The sequence below is a fragment of the Campylobacter concisus genome (assembly GCF_902460715.1).
GTDB lineage: Bacteria > Campylobacterota > Campylobacteria > Campylobacterales > Campylobacteraceae > Campylobacter_A > Campylobacter_A concisus_AK.
Genome location: NZ_CABPUX010000001.1, coordinates 1,008,032 through 1,026,510, shown reverse-complemented (window position 1 = coordinate 1,026,510; position 18,479 = coordinate 1,008,032). Strand labels below are relative to the sequence as shown.

The window sequence follows — 18,479 nt, the reverse complement described above, 5'->3', positions numbered from 1 at the left end:
AACCCCTAACCTAATTTAATATTTTTTCTAACAACGTTTTCAAGGTATTCTGACGAATATGGTTTTGTGATATATTCTGTCATACCAACCTCTACTCCGCGCAATCTATCAGTTTTAGACGTTCTTGATGTTACTGCTATTAGCGGTAAAGTGCGATACTTAGAGTATTTGCGAATTTCACCAGCTAGAGTATATCCGTCCATCCTTGGCATCTCAATATCAATGAGCACCGCATCAAATGCATGCTCGCCTGATTTAATTATATTGAGTGCTTCTACTCCGTTAGTTGCTTCTATTATTGTGACGCCGATTGGCTCGAGCGATTTTTGCATGATGGTTCTATCCATCTTAGAGTCATCAACGATTAGAACCTTATAATCGCTTGGTTTCTCTTTTGCTTTAGTGCTATCTTCCATTTCGGCTCTAATATTTACCTTAATATCCTTTGCCATCTCCATCATAGCACCAACGTCTATGATAAGAGTTACGCGGCCATCGCCTCTTATAGTAGCTCCAGCGATACCTGGGATATTTTGTAGATAATCACCCATTGACTTAATAACAATCTCTTCTTGACCAACTAAAGTATCTACTATGATGCCCAGTTTTGCCTCAGCAACGCCGATGATAACGACATAAGTTTGATCTCCACCGTCAAAGACTTTATTGACACCAAAGACATCTGAAAGTCTAACAAGAGATAAGACCTCATCTCTTAATCTTAGAACGTTTTTACCATCGATCGTGTAAATATCATCGATCGGCACGCGAACAGTCTCAAGAACGCTCGCAAGTGGTATCGCATAAAATTCCTCTTGTGTTCCGACAAGAAGTGACTGAATAATCGCAAGTGTGAGTGGAATTTTAAGCTTCATAACTGTACCTTTTCCAACTTCACTCTCGATATCAATGATACCATTTAGTTTTTCAATGTTTGTCTTAACAACGTCCATGCCAACGCCACGACCAGATACGTTTGTAACCTTGGCTGCAGTTGAAAATCCTGGCTTAAATATAAGACCAAATGCCTCTTTCTCACTCATCGCATCAGCTTCACGCTCAGTGATGATGCCTTTTTCTATCGACTTAGCTTTAAGCATATCAGCATCCAAGCCCTTACCATCATCAACTATCTCAACAACGATATGGTTGCCCTCGTTGTAAGCTTTTAGCTGAACAAGGCCTTTTTCAGGTTTGCCCATTGCCTTTCTTGTCTCAGGATCTTCGATACCGTGGTCGCATGAATTTCTGATGATGTGAACTAGCGGATCGCCGATCTCTTCAACGATTGATTTATCAAGCTCAGTCTCTTCACCTGAAATTTCAAGGTCTATTTGCTTGCCAAGCTCACGGCTTAAATCACGTATCATACGTGGGAATTTATTAAAGACTTTTGCTATTGGAAGCATTCTTGTCTTCATAACAGCTAGCTGGATATCAGTCGTAACTAGACTTAGGCTTGAGACTACTTGATTTAGCTCTTCAAGGAATTTCTCGCCCTCATATCTCTCTTCTACGTCATCATAAATTTTTAGTAGACGGTTTTTGCCAAGGACGAGCTCGCCGATTAAATTCATCAAGTGATCAAGTCTTTTTACTTCAACACGTATCGTTTGCTCTTGTGCTACTGCACTGCTGCTACTAGCTGCTGGCACTTTTTTATCTGCATCTCTTTCTCTACTAGGAGCTGGCTTAGGTGCAGGTGCTGGTGCAGCGCTTGCGGCTGGAGCTATCTCTTCAGGAGATTTTGGAGCTATGCCTTTTGAAGCACGTCTTGCTTGATCTTCTGCTTTTCTAACTTTTAAAAGTCTCTCTATCTCAGCTTCAACCTCAGAGTCACTTAGCTTTGAAAGCTCAGCATCGCTTACTTCAGGAGCTGCTTCTTCAGCTGGCGCGACAGGTTCTGGCTCTTTTACCGGCTCAGGAGCTGGAGCTGCTGGAGCTTCTGGGGCTGCACTTGGGGCTTCACCTTCAGAAATTTGTGTCAAGCTAGCGCAGATATTTTTGATATCAATGCCAGCGGCTGCGTCACTACCGTTATCTCTAATGCTCTCAAGTAGTCCTTTCATCATATCAACTGACTCAAGAACAACGTCCATGATATCTGGAGTGATCTTTAGCTCGCCTTTTCTAGCTTTGTTTAAAACATCCTCCATGTGGTGAGTAAGTTCTGTTAAAACGTCAAAATTTAAAAAGCTTGAGCTACCTTTTACTGTGTGAGCAACACGGAAAATTCTATTTAAAAGCTCCAAATCTTCAGGGTTTGCCTCTAGTTCAACAAGGTCATGGTCTATCTGCTCAATAAGTTCGAAAGCCTCTATTAAAAAGTCTTCCATTATTTCTTTCATATCATCCATACTTCACCTCACTTCGCAGATTTAGAATGTGCTTCAATCACTTTTAGCACCTCTTGATAAAATACACCAGCATCAAATTTTGTAAGATACGCAGCACCACCGGCTTCTTTACTCTTAACCTCACTAAATTCATTGCTTAATGAAGAGTTAAACACAACTGGAACATCTTTAAATCTATCATCATTTTTAATAGTTGAAGCAAAGCGGTATCCATCCATTTGTGGCATTTCGATATCACTTAAGATAACTCTAAGCTCTTTTGTTAAGTTATCTCCATATCTTTGATAAAGCTCTTCCATCCTCTCTAAGCCCTCAACGCCGTTTTTAGCTTCAACCACGCTAAGACCCATCTTCTCAAGTGCGTCTTTTACTAGCTTTCTAGCAGTTGAGCTATCATCTAGAACTAAAGCAGCACCTTTGATCTTTTGATCGTCTGTTACGTCAAATTCGATCTTTGGTGAGTAAATTCCTAGCTCTTCAACGATGCTTTCAAGATCAAGGATAAGAAGTACTTCGTCGTTTTCTATTCTTGTTACACCTGTGATCTTGCCTTTATCCAGAGTACCAGCTCCAGCAGCAAAATTTGCAGGCTCTATGTCTTTCCAGTTTATACGTCTGATCCTCTTGGCCTCATGGACGATAAAACCGATTAATATACCGCTAAATTCAGCGATAATAACACGTGGTTTTATGACTACACCCTCAGTTGGCTCGATGATATTCATCCATCTTGCCAAATTTATAACAGGGATAACCACACCTCTTAAATCAAAAATTCCCTCGATATACTCAGGAACGCCAGGAAGCTCGGTAAGATTTGGCATCTTAATGATCTCCCGCACCTTTGCGACATTGACTCCGTATATTCCTTCATATACTTTGTTTTCGGCCTTTTTAAAGATACGAAAATCAACAAGTTCCATCTCGTTTGAGCCCGTTTTTAGTACGTTGTCTCCAAACATCAATGTCCTTTCAAACTCATTTTGAGCAAATTCAACTTTTGCTGGGCGTATTCTACAACAAAATAACTTTGCTCGCATGCAAAACAAGGTAAATTTATATAAAATCTATCGTAAATATCAAATAGCTCACCTTGATGATAGTGTCCCTCTATCACTATACTTGCGTCAAAGCCCTGCAAATGCTTGCTCATTAGCTCCTTGAAGTTTGAAATTTTATAGTGCAGATTTTTCTTAATAAGTTTAGCTAGTATCGCTTTTGAAATTTTAAAATCCAAAATTTTATCAAGCGCGTTCATAAATTTCAAAAACCATCTAAGCCTTAAAAACCTAAGCGCATACTTATCTATAAAAGGCAAAAATATATCGCCATGCGCGATCTGGACGTGCTCGCCACTCATAGTTCTAAATTTCACTGGCTGAGCGCTAATGTCATAGACCTTTACTCCCTCAAAGCTTAGCCTCTCGCCTTTGTCCCAAAAATCTCTAGTTTTATTAAATAAATTTGAAAGTCTAAAATCGTGGTTGCCCTCGAAGTAAAAAATTTCCACCTTTTGTGAAATTTTATTTATAAGCCTTAAGTGCTCAGCGTAAAATTTTTGCGTATATTCGCCCTCGCCCGTTAAAAAATCAAATATATCGCCAAGCAAGAAAATCTGCGGTGGCTCCTTGATCTCTTTGCTATCAACGGCGCGCAAGAATTTCAAAAAACCATCTCTATTTACATTTTCATGCGCATCAGCCAAAAAGATCGCGCCTTTTTTTATAACGGGGGCATATAGGTATTCGCTCAAATTTTGCCTTAATTAAAAATTAGCAGAGCCAAAAAGCAGCTTTTAGCTCTTCGCCTCATCTTTTTAGTCAAATTTTATAGGCTTATAGCAAATTTTCACGATCTCAACGTCGCTTCTGCCCTTTGGTAAATTTAGCGCGACCTCATCGCCCTCAGCCTTGCCTAAAAGCTGCTTTGCAAGAGGCGAGTTTATCGAGATATAGCCCTTGTCTAGGTCACTTTCGCTCACACCAACTATCGTGTAAGTATGCTCTACCTCGGTCTCTTCATCCATTATCGTCACACTAGAGCCAAACCTCACTCTGTCATGCTCGTAGCTACTTGGATCGATCACCTCTGCGTTTGCCAAAAGTGCGCTAAGCTCAGCGATCCTAGCGTCTATAAAGGCTTGCTTCTCTTTTGCAGCGTGATACTCAGCGTTTTCTTTTAGATCGCCATGGCTTCTTGCGATGTCGATCTCTGTTACGATTTGTGGGCGCTGCACTAGCCTTAGATCCTTTAGCTCAGCTTCTATCTTCTCGTATCCGTGCATTGTCATTGGTTCACTCATTTTTTACTCCATATTTTTTAAAATTTTTACTACATTTTTACTGCTGCCATGCCCTAGGTAAGCCCTTAGCTCATCGCAGCCTTTTAAGAATTTTTGCCTATCACAGCTTTCATAAGCTCTTAGCAAATTTTCAGCCGTTGCAAACTCTTGGATAAACTCCTCATGAAGTGGCTCTTTGCCCATGAAGTCAAACATTATATTTGCAAGTCCCGCGTGCTTGATCTTTACAAATTTTCTAGCGATGAAAACATCTATCGCTTTTGCCTTATATGCTAGCACAAATGGCGTGCCAATGAGCGCTGCCTCAAGCGTAGCAGTGCCAGAGCAAACAAAGGCAAAGTCGCTCTCATACAAGGCTTCAGGCGTGTTTGAGACGATCTCAAAATCACTTGTGTCGCCATAAATTTCGCCCATTTTATCAAGCAAAAATGGCGGCACTACAAGCAGCCTTTTTGCTTCTATCTTTTTAGCAAGCTCTCTATAAACTGGCATCAGCCTTAAAATCTCTGACCTTCTTGATCCCGGCAAAAACGCCACTTTGCCGCTGCTACTTAGGCTAGTTTTCTTAAGCTTTATCTCATCCATCAAAGGATGGCCCACGTAGGTCGAGCGGCTATAAAATTTAGAGTCAAATGGCAGGATCGAAGCTAGGTTGTCACAATACCTCTCCACAACGCTCACTCTTTTTGGCTTCCACGCCCAAACTTGAGGCAAGATGTAGTATGTCACGGCTGCTTTTGCACCGGCCTCTTTTATCGCCTTTGCAAGCGGCAGATTAAAGGCTGGACTGTCTATTAGCAGCACTGCATCAGCCTCTTTTGCCATCTGGCTCATCACTTTCATCGCCTTTTTTGCCTTAAAAATGAGTGGCAAAACCTCGACAAAGCCCATCGCTGAAAACTCGCTGCTTTTCATATATGGCGTGCCAAGCTCTTCGCTAAAAATACCCATTAGCTCAAATTCGCCCTCAAAATTTTTCAAAATTTCTTTTAAATGCAAATTTGCCGATGGCTCAAGAGCGGAGACTAAAATTTTCATTTTTACACTTTCATCAGGTCTTTTTTTGGGGGCATTATACGCAAAAATTCTTTAAAATTTTAAGAAAGCTGTGATAAAATCCAACCCTTTAAAGGATAAAATTTGAAAGAAATTTTGATAACAAATGACGATGGATTTGAGGCGGCTGGACTGCTTGCCTTAAAAGAAGCTTTAAGCGAGCTAGATGACGTAAATGTCACGATCGTAGCTCCAAGCTCTGAAAAATCAGCCTGCGCTCACTCTTTGACACTCACAAGACCGCTTAGGTTTATAAAACTTGATGATAACTTTTTTAAACTTGACGACGCAACGCCCAGCGACTGCGTCTATCTCGCGCTTCACGCACTTTATAATAAAAAACCAGATCTAGTGATAAGCGGCATAAATCACGGGGCAAATTTGGGCGAAGATATCACCTACTCTGGCACGTGTGGAGCAGCGATGGAGGGCGTTTTACAAGGCATTAGAAGCATCGCTTTTTCGCAGTTTTATGAAAACAACTCACTAAATGAACTTGGCTTTGAGCTGGCAAAAGAGGTGGTGAAATTTATCGTACCGAAAGTGCTAAATGATGAAATTTCGCTAAATCAAAGAGAATTTCTAAACGTAAATATCCCAGCCACAACTAGCAAAAATTTCAAAGGTTATGCCGTCGTGCCAGCTGGCAGACGCACCTACGCCACGCATGCCACGCTTAATCGCAACCCAAGAGGCATCGAGTACTACTGGCTTGGAAACGCCGCACTTGAATATGAAAAAGGCGAGACAAGCGACATCAGCAAGGTAAATGAGGGCTTTGCCACGATAACGCCCATAAAACTAAACATGACTTCATACGAGAGCTTGGAGGGCTTAAAAGGGAAATTTGATGCTAAATGATAGATTTACAAGGATAAGATGGCTCTTTGGCGAGGATGGTTTTAGCAAGCTTCAAAGTGCAAAAGTGCTAGTTTGCGGAGCTGGAGGCGTTGGCGGGATGTGCGTGGATGCGCTTGCTAGAAGCGGGGTCGGAAGCATCACTCTAATCGATAAAGACATCTTTGACGTGACAAATCAAAACCGCCAAATTTACAGCGAAAATGTGGGCGGCGTAAAGGTGGAGGAGTTTGCCAAAATTTATCCTTGCATCACACCTATGCAGACGCTGATTACGCCTGAGTTTGTCACTGGCTTTGACTTTAGTAAATTTGACGTAGTGATTGATGCTATCGATGATATCGCCGCCAAGATCGCTCTTGCGAATGCAGTAGATCCTAGCAAATTTATTGCCTCGATGGGTGGTGCAAAAAGGGTTGATCCAACAAAAATAAAGGTGGCTAGCGTTTGGAAAACCTCGGTCGATCCGCTAGCTAGAAAATATAGATATGAGCTAAAAAGATCAGGCTTTAGTGGTAAATTTGACGTCGTCTTTTCAACAGAAGAGCCACTTTGCAAGCCACTTGGAAGCTTCATGGGCGTGACTGCTTGCTTTGGACTAAATTTAGCCTCATTAGCTGTTAAAAAGATAGTTGAGCAGTAAGTCTAAATTTACACTCCGAGCAAAATTTCAAATTAGAGCTGGCTATCGCGGTTTTAAATTTAATGGTGAGCCTACGGAGCAAAAGAGCTCTCTTTCGCCTAAGCCTAACCCAGACGATGTTAAATTTAGCATGTTTTAGTGCTAAAGCACTGCATGCGATTATAAAATTCTATCAAATTTTAAAATTTCATAAACTAGCATATCACGCTTCTAAATTTACGAAATCACTAAGGCGAGCGAGTAAGATTTTAAAATTTACTTTGTAAAGTCAGATAAATTTCGAGTAAATTTGAAAATTTCATGAGCGAGTAATTTCGCTCTAAAATTTGAGCTAAACTGCAAGCGAAGCCAAATTTTAGTAGTCAATTCTTACGAGTGAATGGAATTTTAAAGTTTGAAAAGACAACTTGATTAAATTTATAGATTTCTTTTATTTAAAAGGGAGACAAGGGGACTTGAGTTACGTTCTGCTTGCAGTTACGAGACGAAGCCCGAGTAAAAACCCTCGCACATTAGAGATGCATGCGATAGCACTATCGTACCGTATGCGTTTCACTCGAAAACTCGTGTAAATTTTAAAATTTCATGAACGAGGATTTTTAATAGTAAATTCTTATGGGTAAGCGAAGTTTGAAAATTTGCTAGATAGTAAAATTCTAAATATAGCTTTAAATTTATAAGTCCTAAATTTTAGTAACTAGCTTAAATAAAAATTTAAAATGTACATAGAGTTTGCATGCTTGTCTGATTATGTTGCTCTACTTTGTATAATCAAGTGTGTTTTACTCTTTAAAATTTATCTCATCTTTTTTATATTTTCTAAGTAGCTCGTTTATCTGGTTTTCAAATTTCACCCATCTTGCTTCGCTGCCGTGCTTTGTGAAGAGCTTTTTGGCATGAGAGATCAAAATTTCACTTTTATCTTTTATCAAAAGATATTCGTAGAGCTGATTTATCGCCGCAAGGCCGTTTTGTTCGAGCATTAGCTCTATTAAATTTGTTTCAGAGCTATTTTGCTCAAAAAATTTAAAAACAAAGCCAAGATCGTTTGCTAAATTTTCATAAATTTTAGCCACGTTGTTATCTGGCTCTAGCTCGTAGTATGCAGCAGATGTGCGAGTGATTTCATGTGCTCTAGCTCTGTAATGACACTCATACTCTTTTGGCTTGCTAAGCGCTTCTTTGCCAAGGGTAGCCTCTATAAAAGGGGCGTAAATGCCGCAATTTATATAAAATCTCGTGCGCTCTGAGCTATTGCCACTACTTTTTTGAAAATTTATAACATAGATAAAATTTGGAGTATTTTTGTAGAAATTTAAAGCGCTCTTACTAAAGCCATTATCCTTAAATAGCGGCTTTAGCAGAGCGATAAGCTCGTCAAATTTCTCTTTCATAAATTTAACGTGCCAGATGTATGGTTATTTATTTGCGCGCTCGATGTACTCACCACGAACTGTATCAACGCGGATGACCTCGCCTTCTAGTACGTGAAATGGTATCTGAACTACCGCGCCACTCTCAAGAGTAGCTGGCTTTTTGCCGCCTTGTGTGTCACCCTTGAAATTTGGTGGAGTTTCAACTATCTTGAGCTCGACTACTTGTGGCACTTCAACGCCGATAGCATTGCCGTTGTGAAATAAAATTTCAACCATCATGCCATCGATCATCCATTTTTTAACATCGCCCACATCCTCGTCGCTGATCGCAACTTGCTCGTAAGTAGTCGTGTCCATAAACTGGCAAAACTCACCATCATCATAGAGGTACTGCATCTCTTTTTCTTCAAGATGCGGCTGCTCGCACTTGTCACCTGCGTGAAAAGTCTTTTCAAGAACCTTTCCATCGACAAAAGATTTGATCTTTGCACGAACAAAAGCTGCACCCTTGCCCGGTTTAACGTGTTGATATTCTACGATTTTATAAGGAACGCCGTCGATCTCGATCTTTAGTCCCTTTTTTAGATCGCCCATTGAATATGAAGCCATTTTTTATCCTTTCGTAATTTGTTATATAACTGCGTATTGAGCCCAAACACAAGCTTCAAGTGCGTTTAATCTCTCTAGCGTTTCTGTTTTTATATGTTCATCAACCAAGATGACCGCAAGCGCCATGCCGTGCTCATCTCTACCAAGACGGAAGTCAGCGATGTTTATCTTCTCGTCAGCTAAAATTTTACTGATCTGAGCGATAACGCCTGGTACGTCGTGGTTTTTAAAGATGATCATCTTACCTTTTGGCTTGAAGTCAGTCTTAAAGCCATTTACGGTTACTATACGTTGTTGATTTTCCCCAAAGACCGTGCCACCAACGCTTACGATGCCGTTTTCAGTCGTAAGACGAACTGTGATCTTGTTTTTGAATATACTATCTCCACCTGTGCTAGTTTCGGTAGTTATGCCTTTTTCGTCGCATAAAAATTTAGCATTTACGTAGTTTATCGCATCGCCAAGACTCTCTTTTAAAGCACCCACGATAGCAAAAGTTAGCATTGAGTTTGCATATTCACTAATCTGCCCGTGAGTCTCTATGCGGATAGCCTTGATAGCGCTTTTGTTTATCTGAGCTGCAAGAAATGCCATCTTGCTTGTAAGATCGATATAAGGCTCAACAAATGGCGGTAGATCTTCTGTTTTTATAGGTAAATTTAGAGCGTTTGGATAGCTTATACCGCGTGCTGCCAAGATGGCTTGCTCGACTGCCTCTACTGCGATATTTCGCTGCGACTCAAGAGTATTTGCCCCGAGGTGTGGCGTGACGCTTACATTATTTAGATCAAGAAGCGGATGGCTTGTAGCTGGCTCTTTTGTAAAAACATCGATACCAGCAAATGCTATCTTGCCGCTTTTTAGCCCTTCATAAAGCGCCTCTTCGTTATAAAGACCACCTCTAGCGCAGTTTATAAGCCTTACGCCATCTTTCATCTTTGCTATCTCTTTAGCGCCGATCATATCAGTTGTCTCTTTGGTCTTTGGAGTGTGGATCGTGATGAAGTCGCATGCCAAGATGTCATCAAAATTTTTAGTATAAGTGCCGCCCATATCGATGACTTTAGATGGATCGATATATGGGTCGTATGCGATGATATCCATGCCAAAAGCTTTTGCGCGAGCTGCTACTCTTGAGCCGATGTTGCCAAAACCGATCACACCTAGCTTTTTCTTAAACAGCTCAACTCCATACCACTTCTCGCGTTTCCAAATTCTATCTAGTTTTAGATCGTTGTGAGCGTATTCAAGTGATCTTGCAGCTGCTAGCATGTGTGCCATAGTTAGCTCAACTGCTGCTATAGTATTTGCAGTTGGGACGTTCATAGCGATGATGCCTCTTCTTGAACAGCCATCTATATCAACATTATCCACGCCAACACCAGCTCTAACGATAGCTTTTAGTTTTTTACCAGCTTCTAAAAACGCTTCATTTACCTCAGTCGAGCTTCTAGTGATCGCTACATCAGCCTCGCCTAAAATTTTTAAAAGCTCATCTTTTGGGGTATTAACTGCGTCTATTACATTTATATCTTGTTCTTTTTTTAAAAGTTCAAAACCTACTGGGTGTATCGCATCGCAAACAATGATAGTTTTCATAATTTTACCTCTCTCACACTTGAGTGGATATCGTAAACCCTTAGCTGCAAAATGATATTTTGCAAAAGCCTTGAGTCTTGGGTATTTAAAAAGATCTGGCTCTTAGCGCCATCTCTTACTACAGTAAAATCAACCTCACTATTTCGCAAAGTCTGCATCAAGCAGAACATAGAGTAGATGTCGTTTTTATCTATCATAAGTTCATATGCTGTGATCTTTGGCTTTTCTATCTTAGGTCGGTTGTATTCTATAAAAATTTCATTTACGGGCAATACGTAATCTTTTTTCTTAATAGTTGCCAGCTCGTTGATCCAGTTTTCACTACCGGCTGTATTTTTGGTTATATTTTGCTCACTTGTAATATTTTTTTCAGTAGTTTGGCTGAAATTTACACTTGCAAATTTAACAAGATAAACTCCAACCAAACCTAACATCACAAAGAGCAGAACAACTACTAATAAAAGCGTGCGTCTGCCCATTTATACTAGCGTAATTGTTCTTTTATGATGTCGCCAAGTGTTACTTTGTCGTCGTTGTCGTTGATCTCATTTAACACTTCACGCTCTTTTTGTTTTGCTAAACGGCGTATGCTTAGGCGAATTCTATTTTTCTTCTCATCGATAAATGCGATAGCAGCCTCGATCTCATCGCCGATCTTTAACGTGCTAGCATCTACACTACCTAGATCTTCTTTGCGGATTAGCGCATCGACATTATCGCCAAGCTCAACAAATACGCCAAACTCTTTAACGTCACGGATCGTTCCTTTTACGATGTCGCCTACACTAAATTTATTAGCAAATGCTTGAACTGGGCTTTGTTTTAGATCTTTTAGGCTTAGAGAAATTTTTTGCTCAGCGCTGTCGATTTTGATGATCTTTACCTCAAGCTCGTCGCCAGCTTTGAACATATCTTTGCATTTGTCGTTTCTATCCCAAGAAGCGTCTTCATTGTGTAGCAAGCCCTCAACGCAGCCTACTCTAACAAATGCACCAAAATTTGTGATAGTTGTTACAACGCCTTTTACTACGTCGCCCTCTTTAAATTTAGCTTTAAATTCGTCAAATGGCTTTGGAAGTAAATTTTTAAGGCTCACTCTTAAGCGGTGTCCTTTTGCGTCTATTTCAATAACCTCAACATCGATCTCTTGGCCTTCGCTGATGTGATCTTTTGGATTTTTGATATTTTTGTCCCATGAAATTTCAGATATATGTAAAAATCCTTCAATATCATTTCCAAGATCGACAAATGCGCCATAAGGCTCGATATTGCTAACTGTTACCTTGATAGTGTCGCCAACTTCTAGTCCATCATTTATGATCTCTTCCCAAGGATCTGGAGTAGCAGCCTTGATAGATAGAGATAAGTGACGCTTTTCGTTATCATAGCTGATAACTTTAACTAAAACTTTATCGCCTTCTTTGTATAAAGAGCTAGGATTTACTGGACCTTTGTAGCTTATCTCGCTGTAATGCACAAGTCCGTCTACACCACCAACATCAACAAACATACCATAAGTTGTGATCTTCTTAACTGTGCCCTCTATAACACTATCGTTTTCTACTATGTTTGATAGAGCTTCTTTACGTTTTTTGCGGTCGTCATCTAAAATTTTCTTTCTTGAGACAACGATACTATTCTCTTCTTTATCAACTTTTATAACTCTTACTTTGTATGATTTTCCAACTATGCCCTCAGCGTTTTTAAATCCGCTGTGCGTTCTTGGTAAGAAAAATTCTACGCCATTTGCGTCTTGAGTGATAAAACCACCTTTATTTTTTCCAACTACTTTTACGTCGATTTCGCCAGAATTTTCAGGATCGTAAGCTTCGATGAAAGCTTTAACTTTCTCTTTTCTAAGTGCTTTTTTGTGCGACACTATAGGTCTTCCATTTCTTGATCCAGTTATTACAACTTTGATCGTATCGCCAACTTTATGCGTCAGGTTGCCGTTTGCGTCAGTGATCTCAGAAACATTTAAAATGCCTTCTGACTTCTTGCCAACGTCGATTAAAACCTCATCACCATTGATACTGACGATCTTTGCGTCACTATCTTCTTCAGTCTTTTTAAAAGACTCCTCTAACATCGCAGCAAAATCGATATCTTCGATATCTTCGTCTTTTGCTTTTCCTAATTGAACACTTTTGTTCACAGCCATCTTGATCCTTTAAATTTTATTATGCCAGTAGAGGCAAATTGGCTTATTATAGTTAATTGTGGCTTTAGCTAGGATAAATTTTATACTTTTTTGATTCTATCAACGACTTTTTGTATGATCCAGTCAGGTGTGCTAGCACCAGCACTTATACCACACAAATTTTTGCCCTCAAACCATGATCTTTCAAGCTCTTCTTCACTTTCTATAAGATAGCTATCTTCGCAGAAATTTTTAGATATTAGGTAGAGTTGTTTTGTGTTTGAGCTGTTTTTTCCGCCGATTATTATCATCACGTCAGCTCTTTTTGCTAAATTTTTAGCAGCCTCTTGGTTTTCAAATGTCGCGTTGCAGATCGTATTAAAAACGCGCAGCTCTTTTACATGAAGCATGAGATAGTTTGCGATCTGCATAAATTTCTCAACTTTTCTAGTAGTTTGGCTAACAAGCGCGACCTTTTGCTTAAATTTAATGCCCTCAAGCTCGCTCTCTTCAAGCACGACATAGACATTGCCCTTAGCATACGACTTCACCCCTTTTACCTCTGGGTGGTGCATGTCGCCAAAGATCACCACATCATAGCCCTCTTCGCTCATTTTTTCACAAATTTGTTGTGGCTTTGTCACAAACGGACAAGTTGCATCGATCACTTTTATATCGGTTTTTTTTAGCTCTGCAAGGTCGTTTTTAGTGATGCCATGAGTGCGAATGATCGCCTTTTTCTCATCTTTTAGTTCATCTATGCCCTCAAGCGTCTTTACATTGTAGTTTTTCTCTAGCCTGTTTATCTCTTCGTTGTTATGGATGAGCGGACCGATAGTTGCGGCATCTCCAGCGTTTTCAGCTATCTTTATCGCCCTTTTTACGCCAAAGCAAAATCCATAACTACTAGCAAGCTCGATCTTCAACTCTAGCTCCCATTTTCTTTAAAATTTCAGCAAAATTTGGAAACGAAGTGGCGATAAATTCGCTCTTTTCTATCTGCATGCCACATTTTAGTCCAAGTATGGCAAAGCTCATGGCGATCCTGTGATCTCCGTGGCTATCTATCGTGGCAAATTTAGCCTCAGAGCCATTTATGATAAAGCCATCTTCAAGCTCGCTAGCATCGACACCGCACTGCTTTAGCGCATTTATCGTGACGGCTATCCTGTCGCTCTCTTTTACACGAAGTTCTTTTGCATTTGTTAGCTTGCTTTGGCCCTTGGCGCATGCAAATGCGATGGCTAAAGCTGGGGCTTCGTCGATGAGCCACGAGATATTTTCGCTAACCTCTACACCTTTTAAATTTGGCGAGTATCTAACCTCAATATCGCCGATATCTTCGTATTTACTTGAGGTTTTGTGAAATTTTATCTCAGCGCCCATTTTTTCTAAAACCTTGTAAGCTTCGATGCGAGTTTTATTTAGCAAGATATTTTTTAAAATGATATGCGAATTTGGGATGATTAGAGCTGCGACCGCGAAGAAAAATGCCGAGCTTGGGTCATTTGGCACGTCTATATCAAGTGGCGCAAGTGGGCCTTTCATCGGCTCCAGAGTGATCTCTAGCTCGTCACGCTTTATATCAGCTCCCATGCCAGCAAGCATGCGCTCAGTGTGGTCTCTGCTTAGCTCAGGCTCGCTAAATTTGCAGCCATTTGAGTAAAGAGCTGCTAGCAAAAGTGCGCTTTTTACCTGAGCTGAGGCGATCTTGCTATCAAAACTAAATCTTTCAAATTTAGTCCCTCTTATGCAAAGAGGAGCGTTGTTTGCGTCGTTTGCACCATCTATCTTTGCACCCATCTCATTTAGAGGCTTTGCTATCCTTGCCATCGGACGAGAATTTAAGTATTTATCGCCACTTAGCACAAAAAAGCCCTCCTGCGCGGCTAATAGCCCCATAAAAAGCCTCATCGCCGTACCTGAGTTGCCACACTCCAAAATTTCATTTGGCTCTTTTATCTTTTGTGGCGGAGTGATCGTTATTTCAGCGCCGTTATCTTCGATCTTTGCGCCAAGGAGCTCGACTATTTTTAAGGTATTTAGCGTGTCGCCTGCTCTTAGGTAGTTTCTAACGCGAGATGGCTTGTCGCTTAAAAGCGAAAACATCGCGCATCTATGCGAGATAGACTTGTCGGCTGCGATGTCATCGATAGTTAAATTTAGACTTTTTTCTAATGGATAAATTCTCATCTTATTCCGATATTTAGTTTCTCTTTTAGCTCGCTTAAAATTTTATCCATAAGTGCGTTTATATCGTCATCTTCAAGCGTTTTTTCCATATCTTGAAATGTAAATTTAAGGCTAAGGCTAATCGCGCCGTTTAGTTTTGCATCTTTATAGATATCAACCGGCAAGAACTCTTTTAGCTCTTTTAAATTTAGCCCTCTTATGCACTCATAAATGCGTCCAGCCTCGAAATTTTCAGGCACGATGAGGCTAAGATCTCTTGTCGTGCTTTGGAATTTTGAGTATGGCACTGCTAAGATCGGCTCAAATTTAAGCTTCGCAAAATCAATCTCACAGACATAAGTTTTAGGCAGATCTCTTTTTGCCTCTACTCTTGCATCGACTCTGCCGATATAGCCGATCTTTTCTCCGTTTTGATAGATACGCGCTTGCTCGTATGGGCTAAGATATGAGATGCTCTGGCAAGGTTTTAGCTCAAATTTACCTATGACATTTTGCACCATCGCTGCAAATGCGTAGAAATTTGCCTCCTCGCCCTTTGCGCCGTTTATAAGTGTTGGCTCTTTTAAAAGGCCTGATACGACAAAGCCTAAATTTAAGCCTTGATTTGCATTTTCGTCAAAGACTTCTCCAAGCTCAAAAAGCCTAACCGAGCGCTTTGAGTTTTTGATATTTTTCTCGCTCGAGCTTAGAAGGTGGTTTGCAAGTGCTGGTCTAAGCGTGTTTAGCTCGTTGTTTATAGGATTTAGTATCTTGATCTTGCAAGGTTTGAAATTTAGCTCACTAAGCTCATCAAGGCTGTCAAATACGTAGTGCACGCTTTCAAAAAAGCCATTGTCGGCTGCACGACGCCTTAAATTTAAAGCATTTTTATAGTCAAAATATGTCTTATTTAGTCTATTTTTCTCAGAGAAATTTAGCGGCGTTGAGGCGATATTGTCGATGCCTATTATCCTTACGATCTCCTCGCATATATCATGAGAATTTACGATATCATGGCGAAATAACGGCACTTTTACATTAAAACTCTCTTGCTCGACATTTACGCTGATCTCAAAGCCAAGTTTCTTTAAAATTTTAACAACGTCGTTTCTTGCAACCTCTTGACCGATCATATTTTTAAGCTCACCAAGTGAGATGCTAAGCGTTATAGGCTCGGTGTTTAGAAGTGATTGCTGAGAGCCTGCAAAAAGGCTTAGACTATCTTTAAAGCTAGCTAGCCTTTTAAAAAGATAGTCCGCCCCGTAAGTTAAATTTGGCTCGCTACCGCGGCTTGAGCGATAAACTTGATCGCCTTTTGGTAAATTTTTATTTTCATATATCGCCTTTGAGATGACGTCTGGTTTTACATAGCTAGCCTCGACTACGATGACCTTTGAGCCTTCATTAAGCCTTGCTTCGTCGCTTTGATAAATTCCAGCTATGCCTAAATTTTTATCCCCGCAGCAAACCACACACTCGCCGTTTTCGCCATTTTTGATGTCAAAAACAGCTTTTTCGCCCTCACCCACAAGCTTAGTGTGATCATAAGCTCTAAATAAAACGCCCGTGCAAAATGTCGCGTATTCAAGCAGTCTTTCTACTAAATTTGTCTTTTGGCACTCAATTAAAGCTAGCCTCAAGCGAGTTAGTAAATTTTCATTTAGACCGCTTTTTAGCTCAAATGCTTTATACAAAAACGAGCCATTTACCTTATCTTCGGTTCGCACAGACGCGATCCTGCCGATGCCTAGTAAATTTTCGCTATCTTCATTTTCATGGATATCTTTCATATTTAGATCAAGTGCGGTGCAAATTTCTCTTGCGATGCCGTGTAAATTTTGGCAGTCGCCCCTATTTGCTGTGACATCAACCTCGATGATCACATCTTTAAACGCTTCAAATTCACCAAGACTTGTGCCAAGTTTTAGCTTGCCGATACTCTCATCAAGTGGCAAGATACCGTCATTTGTCTTAGGTAGTCCTAGCTCAGTTGAAGAGCAGATCATACCACATGACTCGATGCCTCTTAGCTTTGCCTTTTTGATCTCAAGACCATTTGGCATCGTTGTGCCAATGAGCGCAACTGGCACAAACTGGCCAGCCTCGACGTTTTTAGCTCCACACACGATCTGAAGCGTTTCGCTGCCAACATCAACCTGACAAACGCTTAGCTTATCGGCGTCTGGGTGCTTTTCTCTACTTTTTACGTAGCCCACTACAACGCTTTTTGGTAAATTTATCTCTTTATAGCTATCAACTTCTAAACCGATAGAGTTTAATGTCTTTGAAAGTGTCTCGCCGCTAATCTCGCTAAGGTCGACCCACTCGTTTAACCAATGCTTTGAAATTATCATTTAAACTGCTCCAACAATCTTAAATCTCCCTCAAAAAGTGACCTTAGATCAGGCACTCTATGAAGCAACATCGCAAATCTCTCAACGCCAAGGCCAAAGGCATATCCACTTACATTTTTATAGCCAACCGCCTTAAATACATTTGGATCAACGACGCCGCATCCAAGCACCTCAAGCCAAGTAGTCTGCTTGCACACCCTGCAGCCCTTGCCGTGGCAGAATATACAACTAATATCAACCTCTGCGCTAGGCTCCGTAAATGGGAAGAAGCTAGGGCGAAAACGCACTTCAACGTCGCCAAACATGTGCTTTAAAAAGCCCTCTAGCATTGATTTTAAATTTGCAAAGCTAACTTTCTCAGCATCCTCCACCACAAGACCCTCGACCTGGTGAAACATCGGTGTATGCGTTAAGTCCATATCACGTCTAAAGACCGTACCTGGCGCTATCATGCGAATAGGCGGCTTTTGATTTAGCATAGTTCGCACCTGAACTGGGCTCGTATGCGTCCTTAAAAGTCTAAAATCATCTAGGTAAAATGTATCTTGCATATCCCTTGCTGGGTGGTATTTTGGTAAATTTAGCGCCTCAAAGTTGTGAAAATCATCTTCTATAAGCGGCCCAGTCTCGAGCGAGAAATTTAGAGCTAAAAAGTACTCAATTATCTTATCCATCGTGGCCATCACAGGATGCAGCGCCCCGCTAGCAACAGGCTCGTTAAAGAGCGTGATATCAGCGGCCTCTTTTTTCATCTTATTATCTATCTCTTGCTCGCTAAGCTCAGCCTTTTTGGCTTCTATAAGCGCGCTTAGCTCATCTCTTTGCTTGTTTAAATTTGCTGCAAATTCCTTTTTCTCATCCTCGCCAAGCTCTTTTAGCTTTGCAAAGCCTTGCGCCAAGATGCCCTTTTTGCCAAAAATTTCTACCCTGACCTTCTCAAGATCATCAAGAGTTGAAATTTCATTTTTGATTTTGTTAATGAAATCTTGCAATTTTTTACCTTTAGAAATTTT

Annotated in this window: 16 protein-coding genes; 2 read left to right on the top strand and 14 right to left on the bottom strand. The window is 40.6% G+C overall.

Features of this window, described 5'->3' with window-relative positions:
- Positions 1-5 precede the first annotated feature (5 nt).
- The 5 genes from F3G91_RS05050 to lpxB form a co-directional block, all read right to left on the bottom strand.
- Positions 6-2,357, bottom strand: a complete 2,352-nt coding sequence (locus F3G91_RS05050) for a hybrid sensor histidine kinase/response regulator (protein ID WP_149700883.1) — start codon at positions 2,355-2,357, stop codon at positions 6-8.
- Positions 2,358-2,365: 8 nt separating this feature from the next.
- A complete protein-coding gene (locus F3G91_RS05045; RefSeq protein WP_103568277.1) occupies positions 2,366-3,319 on the bottom strand; it encodes a chemotaxis protein in 954 nt (317 codons plus the stop codon).
- Complete coding sequence (locus F3G91_RS05040) at positions 3,319-4,110, bottom strand: UDP-2,3-diacylglucosamine diphosphatase (protein WP_149700882.1); 792 nt, start codon at positions 4,108-4,110, stop codon at positions 3,319-3,321. The genes F3G91_RS05045 and F3G91_RS05040 overlap by 1 nt, the downstream gene beginning before the upstream one ends.
- Before the next feature lie 63 nt (positions 4,111-4,173).
- On the bottom strand, positions 4,174-4,659 hold the full coding sequence (gene greA / locus F3G91_RS05035) for a transcription elongation factor GreA (RefSeq protein ID WP_012001423.1): 486 nt from the start codon (positions 4,657-4,659) through the stop codon (positions 4,174-4,176).
- A 3-nt stretch (positions 4,660-4,662) separates the two neighbouring features.
- Complete coding sequence (lpxB, locus tag F3G91_RS05030) at positions 4,663-5,697, bottom strand: lipid-A-disaccharide synthase (protein ID WP_149700881.1); 1,035 nt, start codon at positions 5,695-5,697, stop codon at positions 4,663-4,665.
- A gap of 102 nt (positions 5,698-5,799) precedes the next feature.
- Between lpxB and surE the strand changes: the two genes are divergently transcribed.
- Together surE and F3G91_RS05020 are read left to right on the top strand one after the other, a co-directional pair.
- Positions 5,800-6,576: a 5'/3'-nucleotidase SurE gene (surE, locus tag F3G91_RS05025; protein WP_149700880.1), complete on the top strand. Its 777-nt coding sequence runs from the start codon at positions 5,800-5,802 to the stop codon at positions 6,574-6,576.
- Complete coding sequence (locus tag F3G91_RS05020) at positions 6,566-7,216, top strand: tRNA threonylcarbamoyladenosine dehydratase (RefSeq protein ID WP_149700879.1); 651 nt, start codon at positions 6,566-6,568, stop codon at positions 7,214-7,216. The genes surE and F3G91_RS05020 overlap by 11 nt, the downstream gene beginning before the upstream one ends.
- 782 nt (positions 7,217-7,998) lie before the next feature.
- On the opposite strand, the gene F3G91_RS05015 is transcribed toward F3G91_RS05020, so the two are convergent.
- The 9 genes from F3G91_RS05015 to pheS form a co-directional block, all read right to left on the bottom strand.
- Positions 7,999-8,610: a DUF4304 domain-containing protein gene (locus F3G91_RS05015; protein WP_149700878.1), complete on the bottom strand. Its 612-nt coding sequence runs from the start codon at positions 8,608-8,610 to the stop codon at positions 7,999-8,001.
- Positions 8,611-8,634: 24 nt separating this feature from the next.
- Positions 8,635-9,201, bottom strand: a complete 567-nt coding sequence (gene efp / locus F3G91_RS05010) for an elongation factor P (RefSeq protein WP_004317246.1) — start codon at positions 9,199-9,201, stop codon at positions 8,635-8,637.
- Positions 9,202-9,222: 21 nt separating this feature from the next.
- Positions 9,223-10,803: a phosphoglycerate dehydrogenase gene (gene serA, locus F3G91_RS05005; RefSeq protein ID WP_223227833.1), complete on the bottom strand. Its 1,581-nt coding sequence runs from the start codon at positions 10,801-10,803 to the stop codon at positions 9,223-9,225.
- A complete protein-coding gene (locus F3G91_RS05000; RefSeq protein WP_103558816.1) occupies positions 10,797-11,279 on the bottom strand; it encodes a hypothetical protein in 483 nt (160 codons plus the stop codon). Before F3G91_RS05000 ends, serA begins: the two co-directional genes overlap by 7 nt.
- 5 nt (positions 11,280-11,284) lie before the next feature.
- Positions 11,285-12,961, bottom strand: coding sequence for a 30S ribosomal protein S1 (locus F3G91_RS04995; protein ID WP_149700877.1), 1,677 nt, complete (start codon positions 12,959-12,961; stop codon positions 11,285-11,287).
- An 80-nt stretch (positions 12,962-13,041) separates the two neighbouring features.
- Complete coding sequence (locus F3G91_RS04990; RefSeq protein WP_103605497.1) at positions 13,042-13,866, bottom strand: 4-hydroxy-3-methylbut-2-enyl diphosphate reductase; 825 nt, start codon at positions 13,864-13,866, stop codon at positions 13,042-13,044.
- A complete protein-coding gene (gene aroA, locus F3G91_RS04985) occupies positions 13,847-15,133 on the bottom strand; it encodes a 3-phosphoshikimate 1-carboxyvinyltransferase (RefSeq protein WP_149700876.1) in 1,287 nt (428 codons plus the stop codon). The genes F3G91_RS04990 and aroA overlap by 20 nt, the downstream gene beginning before the upstream one ends.
- Positions 15,130-17,466, bottom strand: coding sequence for a phenylalanine--tRNA ligase subunit beta (gene pheT / locus F3G91_RS04980; protein WP_149700875.1), 2,337 nt, complete (start codon positions 17,464-17,466; stop codon positions 15,130-15,132). The genes aroA and pheT overlap by 4 nt, the downstream gene beginning before the upstream one ends.
- A complete protein-coding gene (gene pheS / locus F3G91_RS04975) occupies positions 17,463-18,458 on the bottom strand; it encodes a phenylalanine--tRNA ligase subunit alpha (protein WP_004317202.1) in 996 nt (331 codons plus the stop codon). The genes pheT and pheS overlap by 4 nt, the downstream gene beginning before the upstream one ends.
- Between the last annotated feature and the right edge of the window lie 21 nt (positions 18,459-18,479).

Bases quoted from the DNA above. Each gene is read 5' to 3' on its own strand.
- F3G91_RS05050 (WP_149700883.1), bottom strand. From the start codon at position 2,357: ATGGATGATATGAAAGAAATAATGGAAGACTTTTTAATAGAGGCTTTC.
- F3G91_RS05045 (WP_103568277.1), bottom strand. From the start codon at position 3,319: ATGTTTGGAGACAACGTACTAAAAACGGGCTCAAACGAGATGGAACTT.
- greA (WP_012001423.1), bottom strand. From the start codon at position 4,659: ATGAGTGAACCAATGACAATGCACGGATACGAGAAGATAGAAGCTGAG.
- lpxB (WP_149700881.1), bottom strand. From the start codon at position 5,697: ATGAAAATTTTAGTCTCCGCTCTTGAGCCATCGGCAAATTTGCATTTA.
- F3G91_RS05020 (WP_149700879.1), top strand. From the start codon at position 6,566: ATGCTAAATGATAGATTTACAAGGATAAGATGGCTCTTTGGCGAGGAT.
- F3G91_RS05015 (WP_149700878.1), bottom strand. From the start codon at position 8,610: ATGAAAGAGAAATTTGACGAGCTTATCGCTCTGCTAAAGCCGCTATTT.
- efp (WP_004317246.1), bottom strand. From the start codon at position 9,201: ATGGCTTCATATTCAATGGGCGATCTAAAAAAGGGACTAAAGATCGAG.
- F3G91_RS05000 (WP_103558816.1), bottom strand. From the start codon at position 11,279: ATGGGCAGACGCACGCTTTTATTAGTAGTTGTTCTGCTCTTTGTGATG.
- F3G91_RS04995 (WP_149700877.1), bottom strand. From the start codon at position 12,961: ATGGCTGTGAACAAAAGTGTTCAATTAGGAAAAGCAAAAGACGAAGAT.
- aroA (WP_149700876.1), bottom strand. From the start codon at position 15,133: ATGAGAATTTATCCATTAGAAAAAAGTCTAAATTTAACTATCGATGAC.
- pheT (WP_149700875.1), bottom strand. From the start codon at position 17,466: ATGATAATTTCAAAGCATTGGTTAAACGAGTGGGTCGACCTTAGCGAG.